Annotated in this window: 20 protein-coding genes; 4 read left to right on the top strand and 16 right to left on the bottom strand. The window is 37.0% G+C overall.

Annotated elements, in window-relative coordinates:
* Positions 1-257 precede the first annotated feature (257 nt).
* Positions 258-668 (top strand): VWA-like domain-containing protein, encoded by a 411-nt coding sequence (locus PQ474_RS23835; protein ID WP_273848074.1) that lies wholly within the window; start codon positions 258-260, stop codon positions 666-668.
* A 107-nt stretch (positions 669-775) separates the two neighbouring features.
* On the opposite strand, the gene PQ474_RS23830 is transcribed toward PQ474_RS23835, so the two are convergent.
* The 6 genes from PQ474_RS23830 to PQ474_RS23805 form a co-directional block, all read right to left on the bottom strand.
* Positions 776-1,129: a P-II family nitrogen regulator gene (locus tag PQ474_RS23830; RefSeq protein ID WP_273848073.1), complete on the bottom strand. Its 354-nt coding sequence runs from the start codon at positions 1,127-1,129 to the stop codon at positions 776-778.
* A gap of 1 nt (position 1,130) precedes the next feature.
* Positions 1,131-1,493, bottom strand: a complete 363-nt coding sequence (locus tag PQ474_RS23825) for a P-II family nitrogen regulator (RefSeq protein WP_273848072.1) — start codon at positions 1,491-1,493, stop codon at positions 1,131-1,133.
* Positions 1,465-2,214: a DUF1538 domain-containing protein gene (locus PQ474_RS23820; protein ID WP_273848071.1), complete on the bottom strand. Its 750-nt coding sequence runs from the start codon at positions 2,212-2,214 to the stop codon at positions 1,465-1,467. The genes PQ474_RS23825 and PQ474_RS23820 overlap by 29 nt, the downstream gene beginning before the upstream one ends.
* Positions 2,211-2,903: a DUF1538 domain-containing protein gene (locus PQ474_RS23815; protein WP_273848070.1), complete on the bottom strand. Its 693-nt coding sequence runs from the start codon at positions 2,901-2,903 to the stop codon at positions 2,211-2,213. Before PQ474_RS23815 ends, PQ474_RS23820 begins: the two co-directional genes overlap by 4 nt.
* Before the next feature lie 400 nt (positions 2,904-3,303).
* Entirely contained in the window at positions 3,304-3,963 is a 660-nt protein-coding gene (gene wrbA / locus PQ474_RS23810; protein WP_273848069.1) for an NAD(P)H:quinone oxidoreductase, read from the bottom strand.
* Between the two features lie 122 nt (positions 3,964-4,085).
* Positions 4,086-4,502 (bottom strand): DoxX family protein, encoded by a 417-nt coding sequence (locus PQ474_RS23805; RefSeq protein WP_273848067.1) that lies wholly within the window; start codon positions 4,500-4,502, stop codon positions 4,086-4,088.
* A 323-nt stretch (positions 4,503-4,825) separates the two neighbouring features.
* On the opposite strand from PQ474_RS23805, the gene PQ474_RS23800 reads away from it, so the two are divergent.
* Positions 4,826-5,320: a fasciclin domain-containing protein gene (locus PQ474_RS23800; RefSeq protein ID WP_273848066.1), complete on the top strand. Its 495-nt coding sequence runs from the start codon at positions 4,826-4,828 to the stop codon at positions 5,318-5,320.
* Between the two features lie 583 nt (positions 5,321-5,903).
* Here PQ474_RS23800 and PQ474_RS23795 read toward each other — a convergent pair.
* Positions 5,904-6,725 (bottom strand): purine-nucleoside phosphorylase, encoded by an 822-nt coding sequence (locus PQ474_RS23795; protein ID WP_273848065.1) that lies wholly within the window; start codon positions 6,723-6,725, stop codon positions 5,904-5,906.
* A 255-nt stretch (positions 6,726-6,980) separates the two neighbouring features.
* On the opposite strand from PQ474_RS23795, the gene PQ474_RS23790 reads away from it, so the two are divergent.
* Entirely contained in the window at positions 6,981-7,304 is a 324-nt protein-coding gene (locus PQ474_RS23790; protein WP_337956404.1) for an SDR family oxidoreductase, read from the top strand.
* A 248-nt stretch (positions 7,305-7,552) separates the two neighbouring features.
* Here PQ474_RS23790 and PQ474_RS23785 read toward each other — a convergent pair whose 3' ends face one another.
* From PQ474_RS23785 to PQ474_RS23745, 9 genes are all read right to left on the bottom strand, one after another.
* Positions 7,553-8,287 (bottom strand): GntR family transcriptional regulator, encoded by a 735-nt coding sequence (locus PQ474_RS23785; RefSeq protein WP_273848064.1) that lies wholly within the window; start codon positions 8,285-8,287, stop codon positions 7,553-7,555.
* Positions 8,288-8,459: 172 nt separating this feature from the next.
* Positions 8,460-8,858, bottom strand: coding sequence for a cytidine deaminase (locus tag PQ474_RS23780; RefSeq protein WP_273848062.1), 399 nt, complete (start codon positions 8,856-8,858; stop codon positions 8,460-8,462).
* 18 nt (positions 8,859-8,876) lie between these two features.
* Positions 8,877-9,698 carry a purine-nucleoside phosphorylase gene (locus PQ474_RS23775; protein ID WP_273848061.1) on the bottom strand — a complete coding sequence of 274 codons (822 nt, stop codon included), beginning with the start codon at positions 9,696-9,698 and terminating at the stop codon, positions 8,877-8,879.
* 24 nt (positions 9,699-9,722) lie between these two features.
* Positions 9,723-10,898 (bottom strand): phosphopentomutase, encoded by a 1,176-nt coding sequence (gene deoB / locus PQ474_RS23770; RefSeq protein WP_273848060.1) that lies wholly within the window; start codon positions 10,896-10,898, stop codon positions 9,723-9,725.
* Positions 10,899-10,974: 76 nt separating this feature from the next.
* Positions 10,975-11,136 (bottom strand): XapX domain-containing protein, encoded by a 162-nt coding sequence (locus PQ474_RS23765; RefSeq protein WP_273848059.1) that lies wholly within the window; start codon positions 11,134-11,136, stop codon positions 10,975-10,977.
* A gap of 27 nt (positions 11,137-11,163) precedes the next feature.
* Positions 11,164-11,835, bottom strand: a complete 672-nt coding sequence (deoC, locus tag PQ474_RS23760; RefSeq protein ID WP_273848058.1) for a deoxyribose-phosphate aldolase — start codon at positions 11,833-11,835, stop codon at positions 11,164-11,166.
* 140 nt (positions 11,836-11,975) lie between these two features.
* Positions 11,976-13,280 (bottom strand): pyrimidine-nucleoside phosphorylase, encoded by a 1,305-nt coding sequence (locus PQ474_RS23755; protein WP_273848057.1) that lies wholly within the window; start codon positions 13,278-13,280, stop codon positions 11,976-11,978.
* A 97-nt stretch (positions 13,281-13,377) separates the two neighbouring features.
* Complete coding sequence (locus PQ474_RS23750; RefSeq protein ID WP_273848056.1) at positions 13,378-14,592, bottom strand: NupC/NupG family nucleoside CNT transporter; 1,215 nt, start codon at positions 14,590-14,592, stop codon at positions 13,378-13,380.
* 1,385 nt (positions 14,593-15,977) lie between these two features.
* Complete coding sequence (locus PQ474_RS23745) at positions 15,978-16,418, bottom strand: hypothetical protein (protein ID WP_273848055.1); 441 nt, start codon at positions 16,416-16,418, stop codon at positions 15,978-15,980.
* Positions 16,419-17,620: 1,202 nt separating this feature from the next.
* On the opposite strand from PQ474_RS23745, the gene PQ474_RS23740 reads away from it, so the two are divergent.
* Positions 17,621-18,775 (top strand): IS110 family RNA-guided transposase (locus PQ474_RS23740; protein ID WP_273848054.1); only part of this gene is annotated, 1,155 nt, incomplete at its 3' end.

The following is an 18,775-nucleotide window of genomic DNA, read 5'->3' as shown; positions in this document are numbered from 1 at the left end:
GAAATGTTTCGAATTATATATGGACATTATAATCGTCTAATTCTGGATAGGCAATACCGTCAACTTTGGGGCATTTATTGGATGTCAATAACATCATAAGATCTCAATAGGTAAAAAACTTTAGTCAGAGACCCGTCAAAGTTTTTTTCGACCTACCTTATACAACTCTTTTTTATTCCTTTTTCCCTTTAAAAAAAGCGGTTATAACATACCTATATCAAGGGATAATAAGAGTCGTTAACCAAGGGAGGAATATGATGAGCTGGCAAAGAGAGCTACTTAAAATTATGCAAAAAAATAAAAATAAAAAAGTCGCATTAGCAATCGATACGTCCAATAGTCAAACTGATCAGTCGTTGATTGAAAAGCTTAGAACATTTATTAAAGAAATGAATCCTGACACCACTTTAATACAAGCAGATTTTAAAATTCGAGATATTTCTAATGTAACAGAGGAAAAGGCATTGACCTATTACAAACATGGGAAATCGTCTTATACAGACGTATTAGAGTGGGCAAATGAAGAAGAAATAGATACGCTATTATATGTAACGGATTTAACTGGTTATATTTATGATGAATTAACGCTAAAGCCTTTTATCTATTGGCTTGTTCCAGATCAGTTCAAGCCTAAAGCTCCTTTTGGTAAAGTCCTAAATATTACGTAAAATTAAACACGCCTGTTCCCATTCCCTGGAAATTAACTTTAACCTAGTATGTGACTCATACTAGGTTAAAACATGATATTTTGTTTGTTATTTCTTTCAACACATATTCAATCTGCTAGCTTCTCGTTCACCATGCGATTTAAAATATGATTAATTCCAATCGTACGTTCAACCTGTAACACAAATGAAATTCCTTTTCCTGGTTTATTCAACTCAGCATTAATCATAATCGACTCGAGTACCTCGTCGGTCTTTTCTCTATTAATTAACGTGAGGATCAATTCCTTTTCTGGTTCAATAGCAATATTAAATAGTTTAGCTTGTTCGTGGATCCCCGTCCCTCTGCCATACAAGATCGTACCACCTTCAGCTCCTGCTTGTTTCGATGCTTCAACCACTTTCTCGGAATAACCTTTATTAACAACCGTTACAATTAAGTCGTATAAAACTTTATTCTCCATCTTAACCTCCCTGCTTACTGCTTTGGTTTTCCAATTTAAGTAAGTGAACAATTCCTGCGATTCGTTTTACATCTATGACGAAACCGATTCCATTTCCCGGTTTATCTAATTTCCCTGCCTGTTCAACCGCTGATAGAACGAGATCCATTTTCTCTTTTGGTACCAACGTTAAGATCATTTCTTTTTCAGGCTCTACACTAATCCCAAAAAATTTCTTCGTTTCATGGATGCCAGTTCCTTTCCCATAAATGATGGTACCACCTTCAGCCCCTGCTTCTTTTGATGCTTTCACGACCTTAGAAGCGACTCCTTTTTTGACAATTGTCACGAGTAGTTTATGACTCAGATTCAAATGCTCGTTCATTTTCTTTCTCCTTTCGACCATAAAGTAACCCTAGAGTTAAAACAGATAAAATGGGAGAAAGTGCAACTAACGCGATCATGCCAAAACCATCAAGCAAGGGATCACGCCCCTCCATTACCGTTGCAATCCCTACTGACATCGCTACGATAAAAGTAACGGTCATTGGGCCCGTTGCTACCCCACCCGAATCAAATGCGATTGCTGTAAATGTGCGCGTTGAAAATTTAATAAGGACAAGTGCTAATATGTAACCTGGAATGATAAAATACCACAATGGAATCCCCACAATAATGCGCAACATCGATAGTGCGATCGACAACGCTACACCGATCGAAAGAGTATATAGCATAACTCTTTGTGGGATGTACCCCCCGGAGACCTTCTCTACTTCATGGTTGAGAATCCGTACGGCAGGCTCTGCAAATGTCGCTACAAATCCGAGTACAAATCCAATCGGAACAAGAACCCATAAATGTTTCATTTGTCCCATAATCGTACCCATCATCTCACCGGCAGGTAAAAATCCAATATGGACTCCTTGTAAAAAAAAAGCAAGCCCCCAGAACGTGAGAAACATCCCTTTAAAAATATCAATTAATTTCTTCATCGGCAATTTCAACACAAAGAACTGGAAGAATAAGAAAAAAACCAACAACGGGACAAGCGCAAATGCCACTTCAGCCAAAACATGACCAAAGCCAGCGAAAATAGTAATGTTCATCCATAGATCACCCCTAACACGAGTACCGCCAATATCGGTCCTATTGATGCTAATGCGACTAAACCAAACCCGTCCGTAGATGCACTCTTTCCTCTTAATACAGAGGCCACACCTACACCAAGAGCCAAAATGAACGGAACAGTCATTGGACCGGTTGTTACTCCACCTGCATCAAATGAAATCGGAACAAACTGAGTCGGTGTGAACGCCGCCAATAAGAAAACTAAACCATACCCACCTATCAAAAGATAGGTAATAGGAATATTTACTAAGATTCTAAGCATTGCCAATCCTACAAAGATCGCAACCCCTAACGCAACTGTATAAATTAAAACATTACTTGAAACCATTCCCTCTGATACTAAATCGACTTGAATGGCTAGAACTCTCACATCCGGCTCTGCAACCGTTGCAACAAAACCGAGAAGAAAACCAAAAAAGACGACTAACCACGCTTTCCCCATCCTTGGAAGTGCCGACCCAATCATTTCTCCAACAGGTAATAAACCGATATGTACACCTAACAAAAAAAGAATTAATCCTACAGAAACCATGACCACCCCAACTAAAAATTGAACAAACATATCTATTGGCATCCCGATGATCGTGAACTGTAGAATGATGACTACCAATGAAAGCGGAATAATTGCATACACAACTTCTTTGACTGTTTCTCTAATATTTTGCATTACGCCCTCCTCAACGCTTTTCTTTCTTTTAAGTTATTATTAGATACCCCCATTCCAAAAGTGTAATAACAAATAAAAAAACAGCATTCATGTTTCTATGATGAGCGTTCCCTCGTTTTAATACATATAAAAAAAGAACTTGATCATTGATCTAACTAAAAAGCTCCCCTTCTTTTCTTCTTTTCTTCTTTTCCTCTTTCCTCTTTCCTCTTTCTTTTTTCTTTTTTCTTTTTTCTCTTTTCTCTTTTCTCTTTTCTCTTATACTATTGTCATTTTAACATTTTTAAGCAAAGAACTTTCCATCCTAGCCACAATTTATAAAATTTTCAATCATAACTATCTTCAGCGTTTTATATAGCAGTAAAAGAGCCAATCATCTATTGATTGGCTCTCTTTCAACTTATTGATTTCCTATTTTAATCCACTCTGCGACTTGTACAGTGCGTCTTGCTTGATATTTTGCTGCTGCTTCTACATCTTCTTGCATCTTCCCATCTTGACCAACTGTTACACTTACTCCATAAGGATTTCCACCAGATGCAAATTGAACAGGATCGGTGTAACCAGGGGAAGCGATTATGGCACCCCAGTGATGCATCGATGTGTAAAGAGATAGGATGGTTGCTTCTTGACCACCGTGCGCGTTGCTTGCTGAAGACATCGCACTTACAGCTTTGTTGGCCAATTTGCCATTAAACCAAAGTCCACCTGTTGTATCTATAAATTGCTTCATTTGTGCAGGCATATTCCCAAAGCGCGTTGGGACGCTAAAGATAATGGCATCAGCCCACTCAAGATCATTCAATGTTACTTCTGGAACATCCTTTGTTTCTTCAACATGAGCTTTCCAAGCTGGGTTTGAATCGATTGCGGATTGCGGAGCAAGTTCAGGAACTTTTAACACTTTCACTTCTGCCTCTACTGCTTTACCACCTGCTTCAGCCCACTTTGCTAATTGATAGTTTGTTCCTGTTGAACTGTAATAAATAACGGCTAATTTAATGTTTGACATGTTTTTCGTCTCCTTTTTATCTCCAAATAATTTATCTAAAAACCCCATACCTATCCACCTACTTTTTCTTGTTCATTTTAATTTCTCTTATAGGAACCACCCCCAATTAAGGATGAGTGTTGTTCTGTCCTTTAATTACCTCAGTATCATTCTTCTCTAATTCGAGGTATTCAAGCTGGGTTTTTATATGAATGCTGAACTTCTTCACCTTTAAAGAGCAGATGACCAACAGAATATAACTTGCTTCCATTTAAGAAAAGGTGAACCGATATAACAAGTAGTACAAGATCGTACGCATAGCCACCAATAAAACCTGCCGCTAATTGAACTTTTAAAATAGCTCCTACTAATAAAAGGGCTAGTAGAGCAGACACAATTCGCGTTCCTACACCTAGAATTAATGCAATTCCTCCTACCAATTCAAGGATGGCAACAACGTAAGCTAAGAAACCTGGTAGACCAATACTATCGAACCAACCTACAATATTTTCTATACCTCCTTGAAACTTCGCAGCTCCATGAGCTAAGAAAACCATTCCTAACATTACTCTTAATAATAATGATCCAACTTCCTGTTTGTTTGACAACTTCTTCCTCTCCAATCCCTTTTTATTAATTTCGTCTATCTCTGTTTATATACTATCATATAGTATGTTACTAATTCAATATAATTTACTTTATTTTTGTAAGTTAATAAATTTAACCAATCGTCATTCTAAGTAAACCAAACTTTCATTATTAACCATGGTTCGTCCTTAATTTTTTTATTGTACACGTAAGGATAAAAAATCCAAACCAACGAATACTACCTTAGAATTTACATATCGGGGGTGTGACGACTAAGAGAGGATTAGAGTGTGTGTTGCTTCTTTAAAATGTATGTTTGTAGGTAAAAAAGGAGGTTTTATGAATGGAAAAGAAAAAGTATGCGGTGGTTTTGTTGATTTTCATGATGTTCCTCTCATTCTCAGCTGGAGTATTTGCTGCAGAGAATCCCGAAAATACAAAGGACATTGTCGATACAGCCGTTGAAGCAGGTGACTTCAATACGTTGGCTGCAGCTCTAGAGAAAGCAAATTTGGTCGAGGCACTGAAAGACAATGGGCCTTTTACTGTATTCGCTCCAACAGATGAGGCATTTGAAAAACTACTAAAAGAATTAGGTGTAACAGCCGAAGAATTATTAGCTAGAAAAGACTTAGCCAATATTCTACTGTATCACGTCGTACCTGGTAAAGTGATGTCTAGTGATCTAAAAGACAGGATGAAGGTGAAAACGTTAGCTGATAAAGACGTTACTATTTCACTTGACCCTACTCAAGTGAATAAAGCAAATGTCGTTAAACCAGACATAGAGGCTTCAAATGGTGTCATCCATGTCATTGATGCAGTGTTATTGCCATAAGAACCCGAGGAAGTATATCGGACTCTAAACATCAATAAAGTGGACAAGACTGAACTCCTGCTAACTAGTTGGATTCAGTCTTTCAAGTTTTAGAACCTAGGGCAATACCAGCAGCATCTGTGGAACCTGCATGCACCAATAAGTACAGTTGAAGGTACCGATTAATGTATCATCCTTGTTCTGTATCAATTTACTCCTGTAATTGCCTGAAATATTTGTCTAGACCTAAACGGTAAAAAGTTATATACACATAAATAGCGGTACCTATTAGCCATGTATAATAGGTACCGCTATTTTACTTTTTGTTCAATAAACGGTACCGGTTACTTCAATCATTAAACGAACACTTGTGGTGGAAATATTCACGACAAGTGTTCGTTATTAATTATTTGCTTTCGTTCTTCATCTGAGGTGACTCTTCCATCCCCAACCATTGTGAATCATTATTTTTGTACCTTTATGGACCTATTCAAAAAGTCTTTCATAAAAATAGTCATTTTGCTGGTAAATCATCTCGTAAACTAAATGCGGTTCTAAGCGGTAGTCATCAAAAGATCTCCTAATTAGGAAACTGTTTTGTATATTATCTCTGACCATATAGAGAGATAATTTCTTTCATAAAAAGTAAAAAGCTATCTTTTGCTTTCTCAGTCGTCTCAATCACTTCATGATGAGTGAGGGGTTGATCCAGAATTCCTGCAGCCATATTTGATATGCATGATATTCCAAGTACTTTGATTTCAGCATGACGTGCAATTATGACTTCAGGGACTGTCGACATTCCAACTGCATCTCCACCTAAATGACGTAACATTTTAACTTCAGCAGGTGTCTCATATGATGGACCTGTATTCCAAACATACACACCTTCTTTCAAGGGAATGTCTAAACTCTCTGCTGCTCTTTTTGCCAATGCTTGAAGCTCAACATCGTATGCTGTAGACAAATCAGGAAAGCGTAATCCTAATTCAGTATTATTTGGACCAATTAACGGATTTCCCCCAGCGTTATTGATATGATCCGTGATTAACATTAGATCTCCAGGGTCTAGATCAGTGTTAACTCCTCCTGCTGCATTCGTGACAATTAATGCTTCAATCCCCAACTTTTTCATTACACGTATTGGAAATGTCACCTTCTCCAACGAATATCCTTCATAGAAATGAAACCTACCTTGCATAGCAATTACATTTACACCCTCAAGAGTTCCAAAAACTAGCTGGCCCGCATGACCTTCTACAGTAGAAGCTGGAAAACCCGGTATGTCTGAATAAGAAACTTTAACGGGGTCCTTAATCTCTTCTGCGAGTACCCCTAATCCTGAACCAAGAATCAAACCTACTTTAGGCGTTTGCAAAAGAATTCTGTTAATGTATCTAGCAGCTTGTTCAATTTGTATTGTCATTTGCTTTATCCCCTTTACCCTCATACACATAAAAATGAAATAATTTTTTAGCCTATAGTTTATACGATTGACATGATAAGATATTTCAAATGTAGGACGTCCAACAACTAGTTTCATTATAAATTATTTTCACTAAATGTAAACCTTTTCTTTTAGAGGAGTCGATAAAAAAGAACAGAAACCTTATTACTGAAGCCTGAACCGGACTTGGAAAAGAGTTAGCGCTCTCTTATAGTCATTTGGGGATAAAGTAATCTGCTAGGAAGAACAGAATCAAAGTTAGAAAAAGGGGAAAATGAAATTCAGCAGTTAGGAGGTAAAGCTGAGGTCGCTATTTGTAATACCTCATTAAAAGGGGAAGTCCAGAAAACAATAGAAGTCGTACTAACAGAAGGAAAAATCGACCTAGTTATTAACCATGCAGGCGTGGGCTACTTTGGTCCGTTACAACATTACGAACCACACCAAATTGATGAAATCATTGATACGAATGTAAAAGGAACCATATATATATCGCAAGCCCTCCTCCCCCATTTTTTGAAACAAAATAAAGGGAAGATTATAAATTTAAACAGCTAGACAAAAAGGAAAAGTAAATGAGTCCATATATGTTGCCATTTGCCGTTCGAGGCTTTACAGAAAGCTTGATAAAAAATTAGAACACACCCCTATTATTGTCACAGCTGTATATATGGGCGGAATGGATACCCCCTTTGGGACAAATACAAACCATATAAATGACCGGTCACGCCTTAAAAATCCAAAGGAGATAGCAAAATTCATTCTTGAACATGGTCCTAATCAAAAAGAAATTTCATCAATTACCTTTAAAATTTCAACCGTTTCCTAAAAACGCTGAACCTGAATTTATCTGCTCTAAAAAAATTTATTGAATATAAAACAGGTTTTTCATGTAGATCGTAATGCGTCTGCTTCAATACTAATAACGGAGTTCCTTTTTCACACTCTAAAATTTTTGAAATTTCTTCATGATAACCTATTGTTTCTATAAAAGCTGTTGCATAACTAATCGTTACAGCTGCTTCATCATCCATAAAATGAAAGAGTGATTCTTCTTTTTCAAATTCAGAACCTTGAGGTATTAAATGCCCAGGAATTTTATCAATGCAATAAATCATTGGATCATTATTTGCCGTTCGAATTCTTTTCACAAGAAAAACCGACTCTTGGTCACTGAGCTTTAATTCTATTTTATCCTCATCAATAGGATCAACATAATCAGAGAATAATAGACGAGTGCCTGGAGTTTTCCCTTCCATTTTGATCATATCAGTGATACTTATTAACTCCTCAATACCACTTGAAAAAATTGGCTTTTTATTAATAAATGTTCCTATTCCATGCTTTCTAATTACAATACTTTCTTCTTCTAAAATTCGTAGTGCTTCTCTTAACGTCGTCCGACTAACTCCTAAGTCTTTTGCCAACTTATATTCAGAAGGTAACTTTTCACCCGGTTCTAGTTTACCGCTTTCAATATCCTTCTTAATTTTTTCTATAATCAAGAGATATCTCGACCTTTGATATCCATCTAAAGACATTACCATACCTCCAAAAAAATTATCCTACTGTATTTTATAATTTTACAGTTTTGTCCAACAACAATCAAGGCAAAGGTAACTCTAACTATTTTAAATAAATAAGAGTAACTAGGTAAAAAACAATGAAAACACCCCTAAAGAACTAAACAATTTAAGAGGTGTTTTATTATGATTATTTGTTTAAATCCTCTGGAGAAAATGCCCCTGGTAACAGATCGTGTACAGTTATTTCCTGTAGATCTCCATTAAGATTAGAGAGAATGATTTTCATCTCTGAACTACATAATTCAGAAATCACTTGCCTGCATGCTCCACAGGGTGAGACTGGTCTAAGTGTATCCGCAACAACAGCTAGCATCGTAAACTCTTTGTCACCTGCTGAATAGGCGCTAAATAAGGCGGAACGCTCTGCACAATTACACATGCTATATGCAGCATTTTCAATGTTACAACCATGAATAACTTTTCCACCCTTTGTTAGTAAGGCTGCACCTACTTTAAATTCTGAATAAGGAGTATACGCCTTTTCTCTTGCCTTAATCGCTTCTTCAACTAGTTTCATTTTATTCATTTTTTAAAGAACCTCCTATTAAAGTGATGATACAATCTCTTTAACTAAGCAAATAAATTGAGGCTTTGTTCGATTCGCTACTTCAACAACTTGATCATGTGTAAGTGGCTCTAACTCTTCACCGATGGCCATATCCGTTATACACGAAATACCAATCACTTTCATTTCCATATGGCTTGCGACTATGACTTCAGGTACTGTTGACATCCCTACAGCATCTCCACCCACGATTCGTAACATCTTAAGCTCGGCAGGTGTCATATAGGTTGGGCCAGTTATACCTGCATATACTCCTTTTTGAACAGAAATATCTAATTTTTTAGCTGTTTCTTCAACAACTGAAACCAACTCTGGTGTATAGGCTACACTCATATCTGGAAAACGTGCTCCTAACTCACTTTCATTTGGTCCAATTAGCGGGTTAGCTCCTGTCATATTTAAATGATCTTCAATAATCATTAAATCACCAGGCTTAAACGCTGGATTCATTCCACCACATGCATTTGTAACAACAATTACTTCTACGCCCAGCTGTTTCATCACTCGCACAGGAAAAGTCACTTCCTGCATCGAATATCCTTCATAAAAATGGAAACGTCCTTGCATAGCCACAACTTGTTTACCATGTAATTGACCAATTACTAACTGACCAGCATGCCCCTCCACTGTAGATACTGGGAAGTGAGGAATTTCTCCATAGTTGATTCTCACCGGATTTTCAATTTCATCTGCTAGTTCTCCAAGTCCAGATCCTAGGATTAAACCAATTGTCGGTTGCTCTGTAATTAAGTGATTAATAAAGCTAGCTGACTCTTGCATTTTCCCAAGTACATTTTCCATTTTTCATTTCTCCTTTTGTAGAAACTATAGTTTATCTAAAAAGCTTTTGCCGTAAAATGGCATTTTTATTTGAAAATTTTCAGCAATGGTTGCCCCTATATCGGCAAATGTTTGCCTTACACCTAAATCATTTGATTCTGTTTGATTCGGACTGTAAACAAGTAATGGCACGTATTCACGAGTATGATCGGTGCCATGATGAATGGGATCATTACCATGGTCGGCAGTAATCATTAAAAGGTCATCCTCCTGCATCTTTTCAAATACTTCTGGTAACCGTGCATCAAATTCTTCTAATGCTTTCCCATAACCGATAGGGTCTCTACGATGGCCAAAAATAGCATCAAAATCAACAAGATTCACGAAGCTCAATCCTGTAAACTGCTCATCCATGGATTGAAGTAACTTATCCATTCCATCCATATTTGATTTAGTTCGTAATGTTTTAGTTACTCCTTCTCCATCATAAATGTCAGAGATTTTTCCAATGGCTATTGAACTGTATCCTTCGTCCTTTAATTCGTTCATTACCGTTCTTCCAAATGGCTTTAAAGCATAATCATGACGATTTGATGTTCTTTCCCAAGCCCCAGGTTGACCAGTAAACGGGCGTGCGATCACTCGACCAACCCTATACTTCTCATCTAACGTTAAATCTCTTGCTATTTCACAAATGTGATAAAGCTCCTCTAAAGGAACAATCTCCTCATGTGCTGCAATTTGTAAAACAGAATCAGCTGAAGTATAAACAATTAAATCTCCTGTGTGATAATGGTGTTCGCCTAACTCGTCAAGAATACCAGTACCGGATGCAGGTTTATTTCCAATGATTTTTCTACCCGTTTGATTTTCTAATGTTTCAATTAGCTCTGGGGGAAACCCATCAGGAAATGTTTGAAGCGGTTGTTCAATGTGCAGGCCCATCAATTCCCAATGTCCAGTCATTGTATCTTTTCCATTAGAGGCTTCTTGCATTTTTCCATAATGACCAAGAGGCTGGGCCACCTTTTCAATTCCCTTTATTTCACGAATCTGACTTAAGCCGAGTTTAGCGATATTAGGCATATGTAATCCATCCATTTTTTCTGCGATATGCCCTAATGTGTCGGCACCTTCATCATTAAATTCCCTTGCATCCGGTGCCGCGCCTATTCCTACAGAGTCCATGACAATTAAAAATATTCTTTTAAACTGTTTCATTATCTGATTATCCTTCCTTGCGTACTTCAATAAACTCATCACTTGTTGGAGGTCCAACATCTTAAACGCAAAAAAATTAGAACTTAAATAAACTACTTGCAATCATTCCACCTAAGTAAACTCCTGCTACACCTAAAACCCCTGCTAATACTGGCGGAGCTGGTAACGGCAGACGTAAAAATTTAAAAGTAACACCAATAATAATTCCTGCTAGCAGACTCAATAATAATTCTTTCATAACCATCTTCTCCTCTAACCTTCTTATTTAATAGTTTGTACTTGATGTTTCCCCTTTTACAATCGACACCCCTGAGCTTGCACCAATTCTGGTTGCACCTGCCTCAACCATCTTCTGAACATCTTCACTATTTCGAATACCTCCAGAAGCTTTCACACCAATTGACGGCCCTACAGTTTTTCTCATTAATCTAATATCCTCTACAGTTGCTCCACCTGTTGAAAAGCCTGTTGACGTTTTTACAAAATGAGCTCCAGCTTGAACAGCTAATTGGCAAGCACGGATTTTTTCTTCTTCTGTTAACAAGCATGTTTCGATTATTACTTTCACAAGTGCTTTTTCACTAGCCGCATTAACAACCGCTTCAATATCTTTTTGTACGAATTCATTATCTTCATTTTTTAGTGCTCCTATATTAATAACCATATCAATTTCAGTTGCACCATTTTCAATAGCATCTTCTGTTTCAAATCTTTTCACACTTGAAGTTTGTGCACCTAAAGGAAAACCTATCACTGTACAAACCTTAACATTTGTACCTTTTAACATTTCATATGCTGTGCTTACCCACGTTGGATTCACACAAACTGAGGCAAATTGATTTATTTTTGCTTCTTCTGCTAGTTTAATAATATCTTTTTCAGTTGCCGAACCTTTTAGTAATGTATGGTCAATGATATTAGCAATAGATACGTTCATCTGTTTCACCCTTTAATTTAAATTCAAAACCAGTTGTTGGACGTCTGACATTTATTATATCAATTAGTGACCAAATAGAAAAGAGAGAAATTTGTTCTCTCTTTTATTTCAAGCAATCCATTCGTTGATAGGGCTTTTTATTAATTATTTATTTCATCATAGATAAGCGGAATAGAATCAACTGGATTTTGTGAAATTTTATAAGAATCGTATATTCTTTCTATTACATCATTTACATCTTCTCGATTGCTATGAATCGTTACAAGCGATTCACCTTTTTCAACCTTTTCACCGATTTTCTTATTAAGAACAAGGCCAACAGCCAAATCAATTTTTGATTCCTTTGTAGCCCGACCTGCCCCAAGAATCATTGCAGCAGTCCCAACTTTGTCAGAAATAATTTCAGAAACAAAACCAGCTTCTTTCGCATTCACCTCAAACGTATACTGAGCGGAAGGTAGCTTATTGGGATTATCGACGATTGAAGCATCACCACCTTGTGCTGATAGAAAGGCTTTAAATGTCTCAAGCGCTTTGCCATTCGCAATTACTTCTTCTAGCTTCCTCCTCGCTTCCTCTAGTGTCTCTGCTTTTTTAGCAAGATACACCATTTGACTGCCTAACACTAAGCATAGTTCAACGAGATCCTTTGGTCCTTTTCCTCTTAACGTCTCAATGGCTTCTCTAATCTCAAGTGAATTACCAATTGCATATCCCAACGGTTGACTCATGTCCGATATAACTGCTGTCGTTTGACGTCCAACCGCATTTCCGATTTCAACCATCGCTTTTGCTAAAGCTTTTGCTCCTTCTAAGTCTTTCATAAATGCACCGCTACCCGTTTTCACATCAAGAACGATCGCATCAGCACCAGAAGCTATTTTCTTACTCATAATGGAACTAGCGATAAGAGGAATTGACTCGACAGTTGCTGTCACATCTCTTAGACTATATAACTTTTTATCAGCTGGTGTCAGATTACCACTTTGTCCGACGACAGCGACTTTATTGGTGTTTACAAGGTTGTTAAACTGTTCATTATCAATTTCCACATTGAATCCAGGGATCGCTTCAAGCTTATCAATCGTTCCTCCTGTGTGCCCTAATCCTCGACCTGACATTTTTGCAACGGGAACTCCAATAGCAGCAACTAACGGGGCTAATACAAGTGTTGTTGTATCACCTACTCCCCCTGTACTATGCTTATCAACTTTTATACCATTAATGGACGATAAATCAATCTGATCTCCAGATTCAACCATCGCCATTGTCAGATAAGCGCTCTCCGATTGTGTCATCCCTTTGAAGAATACCGCCATTGCAAATGCTGAAATTTGGTAATCAGGGATATCTCCCTTTGTATATCCTTCTATCATAAATTGAATTTCGTCGTTAGTCAGCTCTCCACCATCACGTTTTTTTTCAATTAAGTCAACCATTCTCATAATTGATCATCCTTTATATTAAAGTATACTTATCATTATAATAAGGTTACCAACGTCAAGCCTTGTTAAAACGTCGGTAACCTCCCTTCATAAATGATTAAAATAACATACCGGCAATAGCTGCACTTAATAATGAAGCTAGTGCACCAGCTAGAACTGCTCGAAGACCTAATCGTGCAATATCATTTCGGCGTTCTGGGGCAAGTCCACCTAGTCCACCTAATAAAATCGCCAATGAGGAAATGTTTGCAAATCCACAAAGTGCAAAACTTATTACAGCAACTGTCTTTTCTGAAAGTTCCGGAATTTCCGGAGCAAACGCCGCGTACGCCACAAACTCGTTTAATACTAGCTTTTGACCAATAAAACTTCCTGCTGCCATTGCTTCTGCCCATGGCACTCCGATAGCAAATGCAATCGGAGCAAAAAGCACACCAAGAATTGCTTCTAGAGATAAACCTTCAACGCCAAACCAACCACCAATACCGCCTAAAATACCATTAATTAATGCTATTAATGCAATAAATGCTAGAAGCATTGCACCTACATTAAGTGCTAATTGTAGACCGACACCAGCTCCTCGCGCTGCTGCATCAATTACATTGGTAGATTCTGTATCTTTTCCGATTTCTATTTCATCAGTCGTTTTTGATTGTTCTGTTTCAGGTATAATCATTTTTGCCATAACTAACCCTGCTGGAGCGGCCATGAAACTAGCTGCTAACAAGTATTCTAACGGGATTCCCATTAATGAATAACCAATTAATACAGAACCGGCTACAGAAGCAAGCCCACCAGTCATAACGGCAAACAACTCAGAATTTGTCATCTTATTAAGGTAAGGACGAACAACAAGAGGTGCTTCTGTTTGGCCCACGAAAATATTAGCAGCAGCTGACATTGATTCTGCCTTACTTGTACCTAGTACTTTTGAAAGTGCTCCTCCAAGTAGTTTAATAACCCATTGCATCACACCAATGTAATATAGTACGGCAATTAATGAAGAAAAGAAGATAATAATGGTCAAGACTTGAAAGGCAAAGACAAAACCTACACCTTCACCTTGCCATAATCCACCGAATAAAAAGTTAACGCCTTCATTTGCATAATCAATAATGTTTGTCACTCGCATCGTTAACCATTGAAGAGCCGCTCGCCCTGTTTCCCATTTTAGGACGATAAAAGCGAACATTATTTGGATGAATAATCCACCTAGAATTGTTTGTAATTTAATGGCTTTTCTATTTGTAGAAAAAAGGTAAGCAATAAAAAAAACAATAACAATACCAAAAATACCCCATAAAAAGTTCATCATTTTAACCCCTTTTTAAATTAATAAAATAACAGTTCAAAGAAACCACTAACTTGTAAGCGTTTTCTGTTACCTTAAAAAATATAGCGCTTTCAAAACAAGTGGACTAATAAAACTCACTCACAACTAACCGCATTTATATGACGCTTAACCTCTTAGAAGGGTAACTCCTCCTCTTCAATACACTTCCTTACCTACTTTATATCATTCGCAAGAGAGGTTGGATGTCTAGATGTCCAACAACCTTATAGTTAATTATTATAATTGGTTTACCTATATTCGTAAATAGGTTCCCTAAAAATAATTAAAACCTATTTTTACCTAAATGGTTAATTTTATTAAATATAGACTTTTAAACTAGGATGTTTAATTCCCAAACTTTCTGTAATCTCTATTGTTCTTTTGAGTGGTAATAAGGGCTATTGCTCTCTAATATCAATATCTTCATCAGACCACTCTAATGTATAAAAAGAATATCATTCTAGTTGCGAATGAAGATGATGTTTCCTTCTATTCTTCCAACCTTTGCTTCTAGAAACAATTCCGTTTGAAGGTACATTTCTAATGGTTAACCACGGTTTATAATCAATTCCCTCCCCTTTTCCCCTCTCTTCTTTAATCCATTTTTCAATTTTTCCTGATGTAGTTGATCGATTCTTTCATTATTTGAAACCTCCTTTTATAGTCAATGCAAACTTATAATCAGTGGAAACATACAACAGTTGTTGTAAAAAGAAAAAAACTATCCCTAAGGGATAGTTTTTCAAAAAAATTTTATTCTTTTTGTGGAGTTCTGACAAAATCGTTATTTTTAAAATATTATACATACTGGCCAGTTTCCAACTTTTTTGTCTTTAACAAGAAATGTTCACGGACATTAATGTTGGTAACTGAAGAATCCTTTTAAAACAAGGGTTTTCTCATTTTTACACTAATTTTAAAATTACATTAATGTTGGTAATTAGTTTTTTCCATTTTATAACACCGACATTAATGTTAGTAACTAAAATGCATTAAAACAGTTGGTTTAACATAACCGTTAAAACTTCTAAGAATCTTACGTATGCAGTATTTTAATCATGGCATATTCTATTCAATCCTTCTATGATTACAGCCAAGAGAATGTACCACGTGTGCCATGTTTTTACCAGCAGTTGCCACGAAATTTACCACTTGCTGTCAACGTGTTTGCCAATTGAAGAACGTCAACTATTTTGAAGTAAAAAAGCCTAATCCTCCTTATCTTTACTGAGGAATTAGGCTTTGGTCTTCCAAAATCGCACCAATTGTGGGAATATCATTTTCTATTGAACAGTATCGTTGTACTGTGCAGCAAGTTATAAAGCGATTAATAAAGATACCTTATAAAAAAATCTCAATGGTAATTATTTATTTACCAAACTTCTTGTTTTATCAAATATTCTACCTAATGCTTCAGGTCCATGCTTTGCAAGTGTTGCCCCGGTAGCTCCAACTGCACCTGCTGTAACAGACAGGCCTAATGCTAAAAACATAAAGTGTTTTGTTCTAATGTCTTTAGCATCTTTAACTTTTTGTTCTAATACTTTCTCCATTCTGTCCATAATCTCTGATTGCTGGTCCCAATCCAAGTTTTTGTCAGATAGCTTTTCCTTATATGCTTGAAGAAGCTCTCGAGTCAAGTCTGAAATATCTTTGTTATCTAAGTCCATTGATTTAATAGACTCTTTATATGCGGAATAACTTTGTTCTATTATGTTTTTCTTTATCTCAGGATTAATTATTTCTCCTTCCAGGACTTCATCAGCTAATTCATTAAAATCTCTTTTATCAATAAGATTATCCATAGCTTTTTCCTCCAACTTTTATATTATATTCTAATTATTAATTCTCTAAATTCTACTCAAATCCTCCTATCAATAACGTTTCAACACATTTTCTAACCTACTTCGTTCACTTAAATACTTTCTTTCACAAAGTATATTTTTAAAGGAAGCTCTTTGCTACGGAGTATAGTCAAATGAGAATAGACGATCAATTAATAAACTTGATCGTCACAAATTGCCATATTAGTTTTTTACAAACTAACCTCCTTTATCGTTGGGCCAATCCTGCTTCTCTTAGTCACGCTGCTTCGTAGCTAATATCATTTCTTTTTCGATTCCATGTTGGCAGCATACTCTGAACACCCTATTCTCATCATTGCGGCTTATAGCTCTTTTGTCATGGGTAACGTTCTAATGTGGCCGGCTATCATCAAACTGTCCCGATCATAGGCATGAAAAATCCAACTTTGGCAATTTTGGGGGCACGTTAGTTATATTCGGTCTCTTCACTCGTACATTTCATGGGGGCATCGATCATCTGGCGTTTCAACTGGTCGACATCCAGAATCTTATGATAGCCACGGAAACTGTCGACAAATCATATTAAGCTTTTCATATTATGCGTCATTTTAACGGTGCTATTGCAGTAGGTTGGATTGTACTTGCCATAGGGGCTTACCGTTCCGGAATACTCGGATTGTTTTGTTCAATCGCAAATGGGCAGTATGGCAATTCTTCCCCTTAACACACTTAAAGGTACAAGGATTGAATTTAATATCGTCACGGCTGCGCTTTGCATTTGCACTGATATCGATTGGTATTAAAGTATTGCGAGACGGCCCCGCCGAGCAATCCTTTGGACGGTGGCGTTAGTCGCCCTACACTCATCATAATCTCCCTTGGGATTCTTTTTCCCGAACAAATAATGCGTAATTACTACCAAAAGACTCCAATCCCCCTTGATTTCTTCCATATTTCTGGCCATTTGCGGAACAAAGAAATGGCTGAGGATAAGCTCGTCTATCTTCAGCTATTTGCCCCTCACAATCTCTAATTATTTTAACATAAATATTCAAATTACTTGCCCAGTGTTGTTCAATTATATGGCCCGATAGCATTCCTGTAGAACGTTAATTTTCAACTTCGAAAAAAATAGAGCTCCTCAGTAAGATATGAGTATAGACACCACTCTAAAACTCAAAATCTAAGGAGGAAACTCTACTATGAAGTTTAAAATGCAAGACAAACAAAATCAACTAATTGAACGAATTTCCGATAAACATCTCGTTGTTGGTGTGGATATTGCCCAACAAGTTCACGTAGCTCGAGCTGTGAACTTCCGTGGGATTGTAGTAGGCGATCCTCTATCTTTTGAAAATAATGAAGAAGGTTTTAGTAGATTACTGCAGTGGATCAATGAATTAAAAGAAACAAAAAATTTCAATACATCGATTGTAGGTATGGAGCCTACTGGACATTACTGGCTTAATCTATCAAAATGGCTATATGAACAAAACGTTGATGTGGTAACGGTTAACCCTCATCTTGTCAAAAAGAATAAAGAAAATCGAGATAATACTCAATCTAAGAGTGATAAAAAAGACGCTCTCGTAATCGCTGATATGGTGAAGAATGGTTATTATGCCTTTATCCGTCCAACTCCAGAAGCTTTTGAAAAACTTCGAGTACTTATGGCTAACCGTGATGTGATTGTTAAACGGCTTGTCAGTTCCATCAATCAATTAAATCGCTGGGTAGATCTTATCTTTCCTGAACTTCGACAAGTGTTTAAGGACATAAAAGGGAAAGGAGCAATCGCAACCCTTCGCTTATTCCCCACCCCCATCGAATTACGTTCCATGGAAGCCCAGGATATCGTTGAAGGATGGAAAACAAAAATGAAGCGACACGCTGGACTAAAAAAAGCCCAATCACTAGTTGAATTAGCTAAGCATTCTGTTGGTAATCAACAAGCACATGATGCTTATAAATTACACCTAGAACAATTGCTTGAAGAATTTGATCTCGCTACAGTTCAACTTGAAAGAGTTGAAAAAGAAGTGACTGGTGTACTCGAACAAATTACATTCGCAAAGAAACTACTTGCCATTAAAGGAATTAGTGAAATTTCACTAGCTGGCATTTTAGGAGAAGCAGGAGATCTAAGCGGCTTCTCTCACGGTAATTCCCTATTGCGACACGCGGGATTACATTTAGCAGAAGCTAGCTCGGGTAAATGGAAAGGACAAATTGTCATTTCTAAACGCGGCAGATCCCGGCTACGACGTTTCTTGTATTTAGCGACCATGAGCCTTGTCATGAACAATCCTGAATTTAAAGAGCTTCACTCCAATAATGTGAAAGTAAAAAAAATGAAA

Origin of the sequence: Halalkalibacter alkalisediminis, from assembly GCF_028610705.1 — a bacterium.
Taxonomy (GTDB): domain Bacteria; phylum Bacillota; class Bacilli; order Bacillales; family Bacillaceae_D; genus Halalkalibacter; species Halalkalibacter alkalisediminis.
Note: the sequence above shows the minus strand (reverse complement) of the source record. Positions and strands in the feature narration are given on the sequence as shown.